Genomic DNA, 17,418 nt, shown 5'->3' with positions numbered 1-17,418 from the left:
GCTATGCTTGGATTATTCAAAAAGAAAACAGAATCAGAAAAACTGCAGGAAAAATATAAATCACTCTTAGAGAAAGCCCATAAAATTTCCCACAGTAACCGAAGCGAATCAGATAAACTGATGGCCGAAGCCGAGGAAATTGCAAAAAAAATTGAATCACTTTTGAAAAAATAAAAGAAAAGCCTGAAATCAACTCAGGCTTTTTCTTTGCCCCTAAAAATATTTTCAAATAAGAAAATTGGAAATCCTCTGGCATCTGAAGTTTTATTTTTTCAAGTCGATATTTTATAAACCATTCTTTCAAACATGATTATTCTAATTTAACAGGATGATATTTTTTGGTACTTATTAATTATTTAAAGTATTTTTCCCCAATTGATAAAAAATAAAAATTTGCTAAAACGTTTTTTCTAATTTTTTATTCTAAAAATTTATTTTTAATCAAAACTAAATTTCATGAATTGCCGTAATAACTAACAAAAGCACTAAACCGTACTGTTATGAAAAAGGCAACTAAACATCTACTGAGCATCATACTTATGCTGGGCATGGGTATGGCCTCTTCCAATAAGGCACATGCTTCTCCCGCCAATTTTGGAGTTTCATTTCAAGTTTTCTATAATGAATTGAGCCCATACGGAGATTGGGTTATGGACCCGACTTATGGATATGTATGGGTTCCCTATGTTGAGCAGGGCTTTCAGCCCTATGTAACCAATGGATATTGGACAATGACCAACTTTGGAAATACCTGGGTTTCCCATTATGATTGGGGATGGGCCCCCTTCCATTATGGAAGATGGCATTGGAGCAATTACTATGGTTGGGCCTGGATTCCAGGTTATGAGTGGGGACCTGCTTGGGTCAGCTGGAGAACCGGAGGAGGATATTATGGATGGGCTCCATTAGGCCCAGGCATGAATATAGGTATCCATATCAACATCCCTGCCAGACATTGGGTATTTATCCCTCAAAGAAGATTCAGGGCCGGATATTATCACCGTTACATGGTCCCTTATTATAACGTGACTCATGTTTACAACAGAACCACATTCATTAACAATACCTACGTTTATAACAATACTACCTATTATACTGGTCCAAACCGAAGGGAAATTGAAAGGGTAACAAGAACATCAGTTCCTGTCTATCAAGTTAACAATTCCTCAAAACCTGGTAGGGCGATTGTACAAAACAATAGTGTGAATGTGTATAGACCACAAATTTCTAATGCTAGGGGCAATCAGGAAAATGTGAGGCCATCAAGGGCATTTACTGTAGAAGAATATAACCAAAGGTCTGCAGTTCAAAGGAGAAATGCACAACCGCAAGCGGGTAGATCATTTCAGGCAACTCCATCCAGAAATGAACAAGGCAGAAACAATGGACCTGTAGTTCAAAATAGAAATAATACAAGGGTAAATGCAAATCCCAATAATAACAGAAACAATGAAAATATAAACCGAACAGCACCTTCTGTCAATAAAAATAGCCAGGCAACCAGACCAAATAACAGTTCCAATCAAAAGGCAAATGCCGCATTGAGAGGAAGTTCTCAAAACAAGCAGAATTCCAATATGAAAAGTAACACTTCAGTGGGGAGAAGTCCAAATGCCACCCAACAAAAGAAAGATGCTGTTAGAAATTCAACTCCGGCGAGGCAAAACAATAATGCTATGAGGGGAAGTTCACCTACAAAACAGAATAATTCTTCAGTAAGGAGCAGTTCCGCATCAGGGAAAACCAGCCCTGCAGTGAGGTCTTCTTCAGGAACAAGTTCCAGAAATAATTCGGGAACGGTCAGCAGATCAAATTCTTCCTCCAGCTCGAGAGCAACAGCTTCCCAAAGAGGGGGAAGGAACAATTAAAGAAAGGCGGGTCAAAAGACCCGCTTTTTTTTAACCTGTTATTAGAATTCAATTATGGATTTTAAAAAACTTTTTTTAGAATGCCTTTATAAGGCAATAATTGTTGTCAATTTTAATTAAGTTGAATTTCTTCTTAAATTTTTTTGAATAAGCTCTTTTGTAATTCCTTAAAAATTTACGTAATTGAATTTTTAAAACTCCATCGATGAATTTAATCAACCCAAAAAAAGCCCTTGAAAAAATAGAAGGTGTAGTAGAAACGAAAAGCTACATCAATAAGCTCAAACTTATTAAAAATCTTTATACAAAAGGGAACAATACTGCGGGAGAAATGTGTGTTGAAGTGGGTATCAGTTTACCAACAGTCAATTCACTTTTGGGTGATCTAATGACTTCAGGGGAGGTAATAAAGCATGGTAGGGCAGAGTCTCAGGGGGGAAGGAAACCAGACCTATATAAGTTGGCAGATGACTCCTTTTATGTGATCTCGGTTGATATCAATAAGTTTAGGATCAGAACAGCCATTTATAATAGTTCAAATAAGGCTATTACAGAGGCAGAGACTTTGAAATTAACCCTGAACAATGAAAAAGAAACCTTCGAAAAAATCTGTGATTTTATTATTGAACATAAACAAAAGTCAGGATTGCCCGATCATAAAATAATTGCAGTTGGAATTTCAATGCCAGGATTAATTGATTCAGTCCATGGAATTAACCACACCTATTTGAAGTTTGGTAAAAAAAGTTTGGTAGAAAATTTTGAATCAAGACTTGAACGAAAAGTATTTCTTGAGAATGACGCCAGGGCAATGACACTTGCCGAATTTAAATTCGGTCACAATGATCAATATAAGAATGTTTTGGGAATTTTCATTGGTTGGGGGATCGGGCTTGGGATTCTAATTGATGGGAAAATTTATCAGGGGGCATCCGGATTTGCGGGAGAGTTTAGTCACTCTCCGATATTTGAATCCAGGGATATCACCTGTAGTTGTGGAAAAAAAGGGTGCTTGGAATCTGTTTCTTCCGGTACCGCAATCGTCAGGATGGCCAAGGAAGCTATAGAAAATGATCAAGAATCCATTCTTGCCAGATTAGCCAAAGAAAACAATGGAGAGGTAGAACCCTACTTGGTGGTGGATGCCGCACTCGCAGGAGATCAAAGAGCAATCACCATTCTCTCAGAAGCAGGATTGGATTTAGGTAGGGGTATATCCATACTTATACAACTTCTAAATCCAGAACTTATTATTATAGGTGGATCGGTAGCAGAGGCAAAACAATACCTGATCACTCCTATACAGCAGGCTCTGAATATTTACAGTATGGCCAAAGCCAGGGAAAACACAGAATTGGCTTTATATAAACTCGGAAAAGAGGTTGGTTTGTTAGGTGGTGTGGCTGTAGTGAATGAGAAAATTTTCGAAGACGTTCTCCAATAAAAAGGATGAAAGTCCTTGGGATTGAAACACCATTAACTCTATTTTAGAGCTAAATATTTTGTCATGAATCTCAGGTGACTTCAAATTAAAAGATATCAGCAATTATGAAGTAGTAAAAGGTAAAATACCTAGAATACCGAGTTCCAACATAAGTGGACAAAAATGGAAATGAGCTGTTGTATATTTATGTTTGTAATTCCGGAAATGATAACTTCACCTCTATCCCCCAAGTGGAATCCGGATTAAAGTTATTGACCGAAGTGAAATCAATTTTACAAATCCCCTCCCAATCAGGATATTTGCATTTCGCAAATTATCCATTCCGAAATAAAGTCCTAAAAAAATAATAAAAATGAAGTGGTCCAATTTTATATTGAATTCAAAAGTGCTTTCTCAAAAGAGTTGGGGTATTTCAGTCTTGTTTTTACTTTTTGGTAATGTTCTATTTGCCCAAAAGCAAAAACCGGAAACAGATATTTTTATTGACAACCTATTCTTTATCACGGAAGTCATGGTAACTGATGTGGCTTCTCCTCCTGCAGCGGCAAGGTTTTACGCTTACAGCACCCTGGCAGCACAAACAGCATGGATTTTTGCAACTAAAAGTCCAATTGAAGAAAGTTTGATTTCAAAATCAAACCATTTTCTTCCTGAAGTACAAATTGATTCTGAAAATATTGAACCCCATTTTGTATCAATTTATGCCATGTTGGAAGTTGGTAAGCAAATCATGCCTTCAGGAAATGTACTTTCCAGTAAGCAAGAAAAATTAGTGGATCTCTTTGTTAAGTCAAAGTGGATTTCTAAAAAACAAATAGATCAGAACTTGAATTTTGCAAAATATGTGGCAGAGAAGATCCTTAACATTGCAAAAAATGATAACTATAACAGATTAAGTACGCTAACAAGATACTCCCCAAAAAATAAAGAAGGTCATTGGTATCCAACACCCCCTGCTTATATGGCGGCAATTGAACCAGAGTGGAGAACGATTTCGCCTTTTTTTATACAGAATCTTTCCCTCTACAAACCAAAAGCCCCTGCCCCTTTTTCCTTGGAGCCCGGAAGTTCATTCTACAACCAATTGCAGGAAGTGTATCAGGTGACTTCAAATCTTGATGAGGAGTCGAAACTTATAGCCAATTTTTGGGATTGCAATCCATTTATGGTCCAATATTCTGGCCACATGGCAATCGGAATCAAAAAAATTTCTCCCGGAGGACACTGGGTGGGAATAACAGGGATAGCCAGTAAAAAAGCAAACCTGAACTGGAAGGAAACACTATTTATTCATGGACTGTTGTCGATGGGCCTACATGATGCCTTTATTAGTTGCTGGGAAGAAAAATACGATTCAGATAGAATACGACCAGAATCTGCAATCAACAAATATGTAGACCAAGACTGGAGACCATTGCTGCAAACTCCTCCTTTTCCTGAATATACCAGTGGCCATAGTGTGGTGTCTTCAATGAGTGCCACCTTGCTCACAGATTTCTTTGGAGAAAATTTTGATTTCATTGATACTTCCGAAGTGTATTTTGGCCTTCCTGAAAGACATTTTTCTTCATTTTATCAAGCAGCTGAAGAGGCAGCCATCTCAAGATTGTATGGTGGAATCCATTTCAGGGATGCCATCGAGGAAGGAACCAAGCAGGGCAAAATAATAGGACAAGATATTTTAAAAAGAATCAATCCATGAACCGATACCCTTTCAGACAATTTATAAAAACCATGCTTAGTTGATTTTGTGTTAACTATTACTATATGTATTTGGGGTTGGCTCTAAGATCAAAGAAGCAGCTCCATACAAAGCACTTTTCTCTCCAAGTCTTGAAACCTCAATAGGAATATCCACTCCTCTTTGATGTAGATCCCTAATGGTTTTATTCAAAAATAGTCCGGATGAAAGTGAAATATTTCCTCCTATAATCACCTTGTCCATTTGAAATACTGCATATTGATTTTGGATAAATTCAGCCAAGTGGGAGGAGTAAATATCAAAGACTTCATCTATCCTTCCTTTTAAAATTGGATGGGAAATAAACTCCTTAACCCCCTCAATAGCAAGTTCAAATTCATCTTTTGCCCATTTTACAAACCATGGAGTGCCAAGATAATTTTCTGCAATATCATCTTTGAAAGGAACACTCCAAAGTTCGGCATCCTTTACCACAGATCCTGATTTTAAAGCTGAACCAAGACCGGAACCCAATGTAATTCCCAAAATAGAATCGGACCCAACTCCTATTCCATAAGATGACTCTCCCATTAAAAATGCGTGGGCATCATTTATGAATCTAATAGAAGTTTCCGGAATACCCAGCCTTTGGCTCAATTCCTTTTTAACATTCACCCCATAAAGACTTCTATATTTTCCCTGCTCCTTAATCAAACATATACCTTCCATGTAATCGAAAGGTGCAGGTATAGCAAGGGAAACAACAACTGGATCCTTTGGAGTCAAACTTTTTTTAATGAGTGATGCCCAGTGATCCAGTATGGTAGCTTTATCAGCAAAAGAATCAATATTCTCCCTTTCAATTCCTAGCAATTGAAGTCCTGTGGTATCTTCTTCAAAAAGAGCTATTGTGATATGGGAACCTCCAATATCTCCGGCGACAATTCTTCTTCTGGTCATTTTTGGGTCCTAGGTTTTGGAGATAATCACTTTTGAATTCAACTTTAGATCTGTAAAAGCCCTGAAATTGATGCTAAAAGGATTTATCTAAAATAATTATTTTCAAAGTAAATCAATAATTTTCAAAAATTTATTTGATAAATACATTACCTGGAAGATTGCCTTACATGAAGCTCATTAGGTAAAGTGATTTTCTGAAACTTTCTTCCAAGGCTATTTTCATCAAGTTGAAGTAAAATTGATTCCATCAATTTATCAGCTATCGATTCCAAAGGTTGTTCAATAGCCGAAATCTGAGGCTGATAAAGGTTAAAAAAATAATGGTCATCAAAGGATACAACTTTTACATCTTTGGGAATCTGTTTATGGAGACGGGCCAAAGATTGAAGTCCTTCGAAAGCCAGGTAATTGGTAGAAAAAAAGAGTCCATCCAAATCAGCATGATTCTTTAAAAATTCCAGTATTTTTTCTGAGGCTTCCTGTTCTGCAATAGCATGAAATTTAACTTCTAAAATTGAGTGTTTAGTGTTTGATTCCTTCACTGCATGCTGAAATCCTTTCAGGCGATCCACCATTTGTGTTTGGGAGGACTCAACCGTAACGAAACCAACATTATTACATCCTCCTTGAATTAAATGCTTTGTAGCCTCATAAGCACTGATTTCATTCTCCACAACCACATAACTACAGTCGATTCCAGGGATCCATCTATCAAAAAGCACCACAGCCAGGCCTTCATCCAATAATTCCAAAATGGCATTATCCAAGTTCGGGGTAGGTGTAATGATAAACCCGTCCACGTTCCTCATTTTAAAAGTGGTGATTAGCTCTTTAGCCTTTTCCGAATCATTATCTGTACTACAGTAAATTATCTTATAGCCATTTTTATATGCTTTTTCTTCAATAAGCCTGGCAATTGAAGCAAAAAAGCTGTTGGAAATATCTTCCACCATAAAAACAATCACTTTGGATTTGCCCAAACGCAAACTTTGGGCTAGGTGACTTGGCTTATATCCTATTTCCTGAATATAATCCTGCACCTTTCTGGTCAATTCTTCACTGATCCTTTTTTCCCTGGCTTTTCCGTTCAAAATAAATGAAACAGTGGTAATGGAAATTCCCAGCGCTTTAGCAATATCTTTTATGGAGGTTTTCTTTTTGGCCATTTTTTACAATTGCTTCAAACAATAAAAACCAAGATGCCTGTTTTTTTGTTTCTTTAATAGATATTTATCCATGATTATGGATTATTAATCTCATCATGAATAGCATTCAATAAGGTCCGTGAATCTGAATCTTCATGATATTCCCAAAACATCACTCCGCCCATACCTTTATTTTTTATAAACGCTATTTTTTCATGAATTGATGCAGGGCTTTCATAGGTCACAAAAATGGAATCTCTTTCATTCCAAAGATATGATGCATTGGAAAGGGAATCCCATTTTTTGGCATAGTTATCATCTTCCAAAAAAAGCTCAATCTCTCTGTAAGGAAAATTTCTCCATCCGGTTGCAGGTTGAGATAAACCATTATCCTTGGGATTAACTGATTTCCATGCCTTTCCATAAAAAGCTATGCCCATCACCAATTTTTCAACAGGTACTCCAGCAGCTACATGATCAATTACTGCATTTTCGGCAGATCTACCACCCACCTCAGAAGTTGATAAATTGGTATGATGACCGGTCATGGGTTTAAATACCCCTGTAAAATCATAGGTCATGATATTGATGAAATCCAAGTATTTCTGTGCTTCTCCCAAATCATTAACATCAACATACTCTTTAAATCCCCCAGTAGCTATGGTACTTAGATAATAGGTGTTATTCACTTTTCCTAAACTATCCAAGGCTTCTCTGACAGATTTTAGCATCAATACAAAATTTTCCCTGTCCTCCACTCTGTAGGGGTTATCATCACCAGGATATCCTGGATATTCCCAGTCAAAATCCAGTCCGTCCAATTGATGCCGGATCAAATAATCAATTGCCGATTCAGTGAATTTCTTTCTCGACTCTTCTGTCAGCACTGCATCGGAAAAACCTTTGGACCAGGTCCATCCGCCTATGGAAATCAATATTTTCAGATCTGGATTGATAGATTTCAAAGACCTTAATTTAGTAATATTCTCTTTGTCCTGTTCGGCCCTTCCCTCTCCCTCAATGACCACCCCATCGATAACATTGGCAAAGGCATAATTGATATGGGTCAATTTATCCGCTTGAATTCTTTCAGGATCAACTCCTTTCCATCCGGCTATATAACCAATTACTTTATATTCTTTGGAAGCTGGAATAACTGAATCTTTCTTTTCTTTACCACAAGAAAAAAATATGAGAACTATTATCAGGAAAAGGGATATGCTTTGTTTCATTTTATCAGGCTGATTGAGTCATAAATAGAAAAAGGAGGATGTTCAGTATAAAACTGATCAATCCTCCTTTAAATATAACAATTATGGGAAATTAATTTCCTCCGTCCCACCAAACTTTGGTCATGAGCAGGTCACCGCCAATTCTGGCCCGGGCTTGCTCATAGTTATCAGGATTGGCACCAATTTCAGCCTCCCAATATCTCAATCTTCTTGGGATCTCATTAGCTTCAAACCTGTTAGGATCTTGGGTTGGGGTCAATTCAGGATAACCTGTTCTTCTCCAATTGGACCAGGATTCGATGTCATTCAACCAGGTAGCTGCCCAGTATTCTTCTCCAATCAACCTTAATTTATCTTCTGTGGATGCAGCAGCAAAACCCCTTCCGGTAATATAAGCATCAACTTCAGCAGGGCTTCTGGCAAAATCTGCATCAAATTCCACCCAGGCATTGATTGCTCCACGGACCCCGTTTGTAAAGTGAACATTTGCATCAGAGGTAATCCAACCCAAAACGGCTGCTTCAGCTCTCATCAGCTCCACTTCCGAATAAGTAATCAGGTAATAAGGATCTTCCCAATCCAAATACTTCAGGTTAAGCATAGAATACATTCTATTACCGATCACATCAAATTCAGCTAATTCATCAGGGGTAAGGATAGTCCTCAAAGTGGAAGAATTGTATCCGTTAGGCATTCCTCTTTGGGCAGCTGGGTCAGTATTCCAGGTGGAAGGATTCTCCGGGTCACCCAAGCCACCGGATACAATCATCAATCTTGGATCATTGTTGGCTTTCATCCAATCAATAAAGGTCTCACTTATTTTACAATCCCTAGAGTATTTGTAAGTATTCCAGTAGCCATCATTCAAACCGTTACGGTTCACCCCAATTGGTCCAGTGGTAAAGTTGATAATACCATTGTCCAAATTTGATGTAAAGGTTCCGTTATTGCTTGCTTCAACAAATACCTCTCTTGCTTTGGCTGCATCTACTTTACTCATCCTCATGGCTATCCTCATCAGCAAGGCATTGGTGAATTTCCTCCACTGATCAAGATCACCTGCATATAAAAAGTCCTGAGCACCTAATCCCCTTGCAGAAGGAGTGAATTTATCCCTGGCAGCTTTTAACTGATCTACCATATCATAGTAAATATCCCTTTGATTGTCGTATTTGGGAAACCAAAACTCCTCACCTTCAAGACCTCTTCCTGCTTCAAAATACGGGACATCACCATACAAGTCTGTCATTCTATGCAAATCAAATATCCTCAAGACTGTAGCTGCAGCATTAACATTCGCATCTGCAGGATTGTCTTTAGTTTTATCGATCACATGAGAAAATAACCTGATTACTCCGGTATAATGTGTTTCCATATAAGCACCGCTGTATTGGGCGTTATAGAAATATTTATCACCGCTAAAATAACCTGCTAAAGAAGAGGAGTGTTGTATCATCGTTGCAGCATAAAGCATATTTGCTCTTGTATTTTCATACTCACCTGCGATCCTAAGCGTAGCCAAGGAAAACAGGTATTGCATGTCCATATCAGATACTGCATTGGGGTCAGTATTCAGGTCCAAAAGCGCATCTTCATTACAAGAAGTGAATGTAAGAGTTGCTGCTAACAAAAGACCTGTGATTTTATATATCGCTTTCATTTTTCTTTCATTTAATTTTATCAGATCCCTTAGAAGCTCAAATTAATATTGAATCCAAAGTTCCTAGTCACAGGCATAGCAAAGAATTCCAAACCCTGGGCGTTACCGCTGACTGTATAAGCGGATTCGGGATGGATATTTGGAACATTTGACCATAAAAGGGCCAAATTTCTGCCCACCAAGGAAATAGATGCATTTTCAAACGGCGTTTTAGCCAGGAGGCTGTTAGGGAAAGTGTACCCTAAGGAGAACTCCCTTAATTGAACAAATGAAGCATCATACACAATGTTTTCAGTAACATTTGCATACTGTGCAAAATAATTGTCAATCAAGTAACTATTGGGATCCCCAGGGGTTGCAGGAATGTTCCAGGTTCTTGCTTCTCCATTGGTGTCCACACCACTGATGGTCAAGCCATTTTCCCTCGCTGCCACAGTTTCTTTATGGAGACCGTTAGCATAAGCAAAGTAGTTGGTACCGGATACCAGACTTCCACCCATACGCATATCCAGCAAGATCATCAACCTGAAGTTTTTATAAGAAAGGTTGTTGGCAAGACCTCCTGAAATAGGATGTCTACCTTCAGCAATAGTTTCCAATCCATCTGTCCAAACTGGCAGACCATCTGCGTTATATACTTTTTGACCATTGATTTCTTTATGTTTGAAACCTGCAATCATTCCCAAAGGCTGACCTACAATATGCCTGATTCTTTCTCTTCTTAACCTGGACTCATCTAAGTTGATAAAATCAATAGGATCTCCTGCTGCGTTTGTTCCCAAACTCAATACTTTACTCTGGTTATTGGCATAATTCAATGAAAAATCCCACCTGAAGTTTCTGTTTTCAACAGCAACCACATTCAACAAGATTTCTACACCATGGTTTCTCAATTCACCAATATTTATAATGGTAGATCCAAAACCAGAGGTTGCAGAAATTCCAGTAGCCAAAATGTCGTTTGTCGTATTTCTGTTATAGTAGGCTACATCCAATCCCAATTTGTTTTCCAAAAACCTCAAATCTGCACCAAATTCATATTCGGTGGAAAGGTATGGTTTCAGGTTGGCATTTGGAATTGAACCATTATTGATCTGTCCCAAAAATCCTCCCAGGTGGCCATTTCCAACCAATCCATAAGTTAGGTTTAGAACATAAGGATTTGGAGCACCTCCACCTGTTTGACCCCATGAAGCCCTGAACTTAGTAAATGTAATGGCTTTAGGCATTTCAATAACATCACTCAGGACAAAGCTTGTACCAAAGGATGGATAAAACAGTTTACTGTTTTCAGGGGAAAGTGTCGAAAACTGATCTTGCCTAGCACTGACATTTAAGAAAAGGAAATTTTTATATCCAAAATTCGCTGAACCGAAAATAGAATTGATTCCCCACTCATTGAATCCATAGGAAACCTGCGGAGCTGCTACGTTCCTAATACTCATAAAGAATGGCACAACGAGGTCATTTCCTCCTCCACCAACGGACTCAAAGGATCTTCTCATCCTGTTACCACCTATCATTGCATCTACAGAAAAATCTCCAAATTGCTTGTTCATTCCGATAAACAAATCCAGGTTATCTTCTCTGATTGTTCTTTTAGAAACATTGTAATCACCTCTGGGTTTATAGGCAGTTCCATAAGGTTCAGTAGAATCATCTGTTCTTGCCTGGTAATCGGTACCTGCCCTACCCATGATATACAACCAATCAGTGATATCATACCTTAAAGACACTTTTCCCAATACCCTGTCTGTGACATCCTGTCTGAAGAACTGGTAAGCAGCCCAGTATGGGTTGGTTTGAAATACGTTCTGCTGATATCTTAATTCAGTCAAATTTTCCTGAGCTCCAAATTTATCCGGATTTCCTTTGATTACAGAAAAAGGTAAGTTTCCAGGCCTGTTTAAAACAGAGAAATTGGCATTACCTGGGGAATCAGAAAGTCTAGGCCTGTTTTTAGCATTTTGCTTGGAATACTGACCACTGAAATCCAAAGTTAATTTTTTACCTAACTTACTGTTGATGTTCACATTGACTACCTGCCTTTTAAATCCTGCATTAGGCATGATGTCCTTGTTTTCAAGATTCGAATAAGCAAATCGGTAAGTAGCTGATTCATTACCGCCGCTTAATGCGACAGAATTGTTCAAAGTATGACCTGTCCTGTAAAAATCATTGATTCCTTCTCCTGTATGGGAATAGGGTCTTGAAACCCCGTCAAACTGAACTGAATTTGCTCCGGTATATCTTCCACCCCAATGTGACATACCAACTTCTAAAGCTTCACCCGCAGTAGCTGGAATAACTCCATCACGTCCAGGACCAAAAGTTCTTTGGTAATCTGTTAAATCCCAAGCTCTGTCAAAGGTAATATTACTGTTTAGCGCAACACCAATACCTTTCCTTGCTTTGCCGGATTTGGTAGTGATCAAGACTACACCGTTAGCAGCCCTTGCACCATAAAGAGCAGCTGCAGCATTACCTTTAAGAACAGAAATACTTTCGATATCATCAGGGTTAATAGAAGCAAGTCCATCTCCTCCGTCATTACCTCCCCACATACCTGCACTACCCAAATTACCGGTTTCAATCGGCATACCATTTACCACATAAAGCGGTTGGTCATTACCTGTAAGAGAAGACCCGCCACGGATTACTACCCTCGTGGAACCACCAGCACCAGTTGCCGGAGGGCTAACATTCACACCTGCAATTTTTCCAGTGAGAGCATTCCCCAAATTTACTGCTCTTGATTCCGTGAATTTATCACCACCTATCTGAGTTACAGAATAACCCAAAGCCTTCTTATCCTTTTCCATCCCGAAAGAAACCACTACGACTTCTTCAAGATCTGAAAGATCCTCAACTAAGGTGATATCCAATGCGCTTCTGTTACCAACCAAGATTTCCTGGGCAGTAAATCCTATAAAAGAAAATACCAACACTGAGTTGTTGGTTACCGAAATACTGTATCTACCATCAAGATCGGTGGTAGTACCTGTGTTTGCCTGTTTATCCAGAACGTTTACGCCCGGAATAGGCTCTCCTGAAGAATCTACTACTCTACCGGAGAGAATCCGCGACTGTGCCATTACTTCCACCTGGAAAGCAAAAGTCATGACCACCGCGAACATAATTAGTACTAGTTTGTTCATAGGGATTAATTAAAAGGTTTACTTTATTTTTGTTTGTTTGGGGTTCCAAGGAAATAAAAGGTCAATATTATTTCGATTAACCTAATTCTTTATATCAATTACAATTAATAATTCTAAAATCATCCAAAAACTCAAATTTTTATACTACAAAATAGATTTTTTATAATAGGCTTGATATCTGTAAATTTATCAAAAAAAAATTATCTTAAAAATAATTCTTAATATTTTTTTAAAAAAGTATCAGCCCTTTTATTAAATATTTTGGTTATTAAAACGATTTAGTAAATATTTTTTAAAAAAATGCCATACTTTCTTAAACTTATTAATATTTTAATTAAAGTACTGTTATCTTCTTCTCAAAAATCAAAAAAGTCATTCGGATTTCAGCCTCCAATCTATAGAGAAGGTTGCCATTTTTGGTTTTAGCGGGAAAATTTCAAAAATCATTTCATTACTTCCTTGAAAAATTCGGAAATAAAAAACCCAAACTTTAACAGCTTGGGTTTTAATACAGTTAAAATTTAAATTAATTATTTAATAAATAACATTTCCCTATATTTAACCAAAGGCCAAAACTCATCATCAACCAAAAGTTCAAGTTTATCAACAGCATAACGGATTTTATCAAAATAAGCTTCCTTGACGTCTAGGCAATATCCTTTTGCCCTTTTGGCTACATCCTCTTCCTTATTGAGTTTCCTTCTTGCGTCAATCATCGCATTTACACTCAATTTTAAAGATTCAAGATGCTTGCTCACTTCCTTGATGGTTTCTACTGCTGCTGTATTATCTAAATTTAAACCTTTGAGACCATTGGCATTTTCAATCAGTTTGTTCTGATACTGAATTGCAGTTGGAATTACATGATTCAAAGCCAAATCACCCATTACCCTGGATTCAATTTGAACTTTCTTGATATAATTTTCTAACATAATTTCATGTCTGGCATGCAATTCAACAGGAGACAATACATTGTGCTTTCCAAAAATCTCAATTATCTTTTTATCATGGTAAACATCCAAAGCAAAAGGCGTACTCTTTAAATTGGACAAACCTCGCTTTTCAGCCTCTTTTGCCCATTCATCGGAATATCCATCACCTTCAAAACGGATTTTCTTACTGTCCTTGATATACTTTCTCAGCACATTGACAATTGCGATTTTCTTTTCCTTACCCGCAGCAATTTCCTTATCAATTTCTTTGGCAAGGTTTCTTAACACCTCTGCAACAATCACATTCAACACAGTCATTGGGCCGGCTGAGTTTGCACTTGAACCTACCGCTCTAAATTCGAATTTGTTACCAGTAAATGCGAAAGGTGAAGTCCTGTTTCTGTCGGTATTATCTAATATGATCTCCGGGATCTTAGAGATACCCAACTTCATATACATATTGTCCCCCTTCTCAATTTTAACATTACCGTTTTTCTCCAACTCATCCAATACACTGGTAAGGGTAGATCCTAGGAAAACAGACATGATGGCCGGAGGAGCTTCATTGGCACCTAATCTGAAATCATTGCTTGCAGAAGCAATACTTGCCCTGAGAAGATCCGCATAATCATAAACGGCTTTCACGGTGGCCACCACAAATGTTAAAAACTGAAGATTCTCCCTTGCAGAATTACTTGGTTGGAACAGGTTGATGCCTGTATCGGTGATTAATGACCAGTTATTGTGTTTACCACTACCGTTAACTCCTGCAAAAGGCTTTTCATGCAAAAGAACTTTAAGGTTATGTTTCTCCGCAACCTTGTCCATCAGATCCATCAACAATTGATTATGGTCAATCGCCTTGTTGATTTCTTCGAATACCGGTGCAACCTCAAATTGACTTGGGGCAACTTCATTATGCCTTGTGGAAACAGGAATTCCCAATTTGTGGGCCTCCACTTCAAAATCCATCATGAAATCCTTCACCCGGGTAGGAATGGAACCAAAATAATGATCTTCCAATTGTTGGCCTCTGGCAGGGTTGTGACCAAATACAGTTCTACCAGACATCACTAGGTCAGGTCTTGTAGCAAACAAAGCTTTGTCAATGACAAAATATTCTTGCTCTACCCCTAAGGATGGGGTCACTTTCCTAACATTTCTATCAAACAATTGGCAGATGGCCACTGCGGCATCATTAATTGCTTCCATGGATTTAAGAAGCGGTGTTTTATAATCCAATGCCTCTCCTGTATAGGAAACAAATATCGTAGGAATACAAAGCGTTTTATCGAAAATAAAAATCGGAGAAGATGGATCCCAGGCAGTATATCCCCTGGCCTCGAAGGTTGACCTAATCCCCCCATGTGGGAAAGATGATGCATCAGGCTCTTGCTGTACTAAGGCCGAACCTTTGAATTTTTCAATACCTGCATGTGCATCAAAAAATGCATCATGCTTTTCGGCAGTTGAACCTGTCAATGGCTGAAACCAGTGGGTATAATGGGTCACCCCTTTGGACATTGCCCAAACTTTTACAGCCGAAGCTATTTCCTCAGCGGTTGCAGGATCAATTTTAGATCCTCTATCAATCGCTTCCATAACCTTTTTAAATACAGAAGGAGCCAAAGATTCCCTCATTTGCTTCAGGCCGAAAACATAGGTGCCGAAATAATCAGATACCTTGTTTGAAGGTGGAGTTACCGCTACCCGGTTTCTTCCTTGCGCCATTAGAAGTGCTTTTTGTCTTAAAGTTGCCATTTTCTACAATATGTGGTTTAATATTACAGCAACAAAAATATGAAATAATATCAGATTAAAAGAAAATGCCTGATTTTTAAGCCTATTTTCGGAAATATTTACAGTTTTTTTAAAAAATAAGGGTTATTTTTAGCATAAACCTTTAAAAAAAACATAGTTTGGGAATAAAAAATAGAAAATTGAAAACTTAAGGATAATAATTAACTTTGTGGGCTGAAATAAAGGAGCTTCGCGTGAAAAAAGTTGCATTTTATACATTAGGCTGTAAGTTAAACTATTCGGAAACATCTACTATCAGTAGGATGTTTGAGGCGAAAGGTTATGAAAAAGTGGAATTTGAACAGCATCCGGATATTTTTATTATCAATACCTGTTCGGTAACTGATAACGCAGACAAAAAATGTAAAAAAATTGTAAAGGAAGCCAAAAAAATCTCTCCCAATTCTTATGTTACCATTATTGGCTGTTATGCTCAGCTAAAACCTAGGGAAATTGCTGAAATAGAAGGTGTGGATGCTGTGCTGGGGGCAGCCGAAAAATTCAGATTGATTGAATTGTTGGACGGTTTTACGAAAGAACAGGAAACCAAAGTTCTTGCTTCCGAGATCCAACATGCAAATACTTTTAATAATGCCTATTCCATCAATGACCGTACAAGGACTTTTTTGAAAGTTCAGGATGGCTGTAATTATGGCTGCGCTTTTTGCACCATTCCTTTGGCACGGGGAAAAAGCAGGAGTGACAGTATGGAAAACATCGTCCGGTCCGCAAGAGAAATCGCCGAAACTGAAGTAAAAGAAGTGGTATTAACCGGTGTGAATATTGGAGATTATGGCATTCAGGAGGGAAGGAGGAAAGAGAAATTCTCTGACTTGGTGATGGCTTTGGATCAGGTGGAAGGGATTGACAGATTTAGAATCTCCTCCATAGAGCCCAATTTACTTACCAATGAAATCATTGAATTCGTCTCTACTTCAAAAAGATTTGTTCCCCATTTCCACATTCCTCTACAGTCTGGAAGCAATACCATTTTAAGGAGTATGGGAAGAAGGTATCTAAGGGAACTTTATGAAGACAGAGTCAATAAAATAAAAAATCTGATGCCTCATTGCTGTATCGGGGCAGATGTTATTGTTGGATTCCCCGGTGAAACCGATGAACTCTTCCTTGAAACCTATAATTTTCTCAATGAACTGGACATTTCTTATTTACACGTGTTCACTTATTCTGAAAGAGCCAACACCCGTGCAGTTGAAATGGAAGGTGCAGTTCCTATGAAAAAAAGGAATGAAAGATCCAAAATGCTCAGGATTTTATCTGAAAAAAAGAGGAGAAAGTTCTACCAAGAGAATCTTGGCAAAACTTTCACTGTTTTATTTGAAGAGGACATTGAAAATGGACAGATGCATGGTTTCACTGAAAACTATATCAGGGTAGCAGCTAAATACGACCCTCTTTTGATCAATGAACTGAAGACGGTTTCTTTGAGTGAAATAAATGAAAAGGGTGCTGTTGAAGTGGTTGAACCTGAATTTGTTTATGAAAAACATTAATCCAATCTGTTCATGAATCGAATC

Annotated in this window: 11 protein-coding genes; 5 read left to right on the top strand and 6 right to left on the bottom strand. The window is 38.0% G+C overall.

The features are described 5' to 3' along the window. Positions 1 to 3 precede the first annotated feature (3 nt). The 4 genes from ACFSKV_RS13210 (at position 4) to ACFSKV_RS13195 (ending at position 5,014) form a co-directional block, all read left to right on the top strand. Complete coding sequence (locus ACFSKV_RS13210; protein WP_380803549.1) at positions 4 to 174, top strand: Lacal_2735 family protein; 171 nt, start codon at positions 4 to 6, stop codon at positions 172 to 174. Between the two features lie 326 nt (positions 175 to 500). Next, positions 501 to 1,868, top strand: coding sequence for a DUF6600 domain-containing protein (locus tag ACFSKV_RS13205; protein WP_380803546.1), 1,368 nt, complete (start codon positions 501 to 503; stop codon positions 1,866 to 1,868). 205 nt (positions 1,869 to 2,073) lie between these two features. Further along, on the top strand, positions 2,074 to 3,312 hold the full coding sequence (locus ACFSKV_RS13200) for an ROK family protein (RefSeq protein WP_380803545.1): 1,239 nt from the start codon (positions 2,074 to 2,076) through the stop codon (positions 3,310 to 3,312). A gap of 352 nt (positions 3,313 to 3,664) precedes the next feature. Further along, complete coding sequence (locus ACFSKV_RS13195) at positions 3,665 to 5,014, top strand: vanadium-dependent haloperoxidase (protein ID WP_380803543.1); 1,350 nt, start codon at positions 3,665 to 3,667, stop codon at positions 5,012 to 5,014. A gap of 51 nt (positions 5,015 to 5,065) precedes the next feature. On the opposite strand, the gene ACFSKV_RS13190 is transcribed toward ACFSKV_RS13195, so the two are convergent. The 6 genes from ACFSKV_RS13190 to ACFSKV_RS13165 form a co-directional block, all read right to left on the bottom strand. Then, the gene (locus ACFSKV_RS13190) at positions 5,066 to 5,953 is read right to left on the bottom strand and encodes an ROK family protein (RefSeq protein WP_380803542.1); all 888 of its coding nucleotides are present in this window, start codon (positions 5,951 to 5,953) and stop codon (positions 5,066 to 5,068) included. 146 nt (positions 5,954 to 6,099) lie between these two features. Beyond that, positions 6,100 to 7,119 (bottom strand): LacI family DNA-binding transcriptional regulator, encoded by a 1,020-nt coding sequence (locus tag ACFSKV_RS13185; RefSeq protein WP_380803539.1) that lies wholly within the window; start codon positions 7,117 to 7,119, stop codon positions 6,100 to 6,102. Between the two features lie 74 nt (positions 7,120 to 7,193). Beyond that, complete coding sequence (locus tag ACFSKV_RS13180) at positions 7,194 to 8,330, bottom strand: glycoside hydrolase family 18 protein (RefSeq protein ID WP_380803536.1); 1,137 nt, start codon at positions 8,328 to 8,330, stop codon at positions 7,194 to 7,196. 91 nt (positions 8,331 to 8,421) lie between these two features. Continuing rightward, positions 8,422 to 9,990: a SusD/RagB family nutrient-binding outer membrane lipoprotein gene (locus ACFSKV_RS13175; RefSeq protein WP_380803534.1), complete on the bottom strand. Its 1,569-nt coding sequence runs from the start codon at positions 9,988 to 9,990 to the stop codon at positions 8,422 to 8,424. Positions 9,991 to 10,019: 29 nt separating this feature from the next. Then, positions 10,020 to 13,148 carry a SusC/RagA family TonB-linked outer membrane protein gene (locus ACFSKV_RS13170; RefSeq protein WP_380803531.1) on the bottom strand — a complete coding sequence of 1,043 codons (3,129 nt, stop codon included), beginning with the start codon at positions 13,146 to 13,148 and terminating at the stop codon, positions 10,020 to 10,022. Between the two features lie 530 nt (positions 13,149 to 13,678). Beyond that, a complete protein-coding gene (locus ACFSKV_RS13165) occupies positions 13,679 to 15,841 on the bottom strand; it encodes a glutamine synthetase III family protein (protein ID WP_380803528.1) in 2,163 nt (720 codons plus the stop codon). A 233-nt stretch (positions 15,842 to 16,074) separates the two neighbouring features. Here ACFSKV_RS13165 and mtaB point away from each other — a divergent pair, with 233 nt between their 5' ends. After that, positions 16,075 to 17,394: a tRNA (N(6)-L-threonylcarbamoyladenosine(37)-C(2))-methylthiotransferase MtaB gene (gene mtaB / locus ACFSKV_RS13160; protein ID WP_380803525.1), complete on the top strand. Its 1,320-nt coding sequence runs from the start codon at positions 16,075 to 16,077 to the stop codon at positions 17,392 to 17,394. The last annotated feature ends 24 nt before the right edge of the window (positions 17,395 to 17,418 follow it).

Origin of the sequence: Shivajiella indica, from assembly GCF_042683085.1 — a bacterium.
In the GTDB taxonomy this organism is placed as follows: domain Bacteria; phylum Bacteroidota; class Bacteroidia; order Cytophagales; family Cyclobacteriaceae; genus Shivajiella; species Shivajiella indica.
The sequence above is the reverse complement of the archived record's forward strand: the minus strand, read 5'-3'. Positions and strand labels throughout refer to the sequence as shown.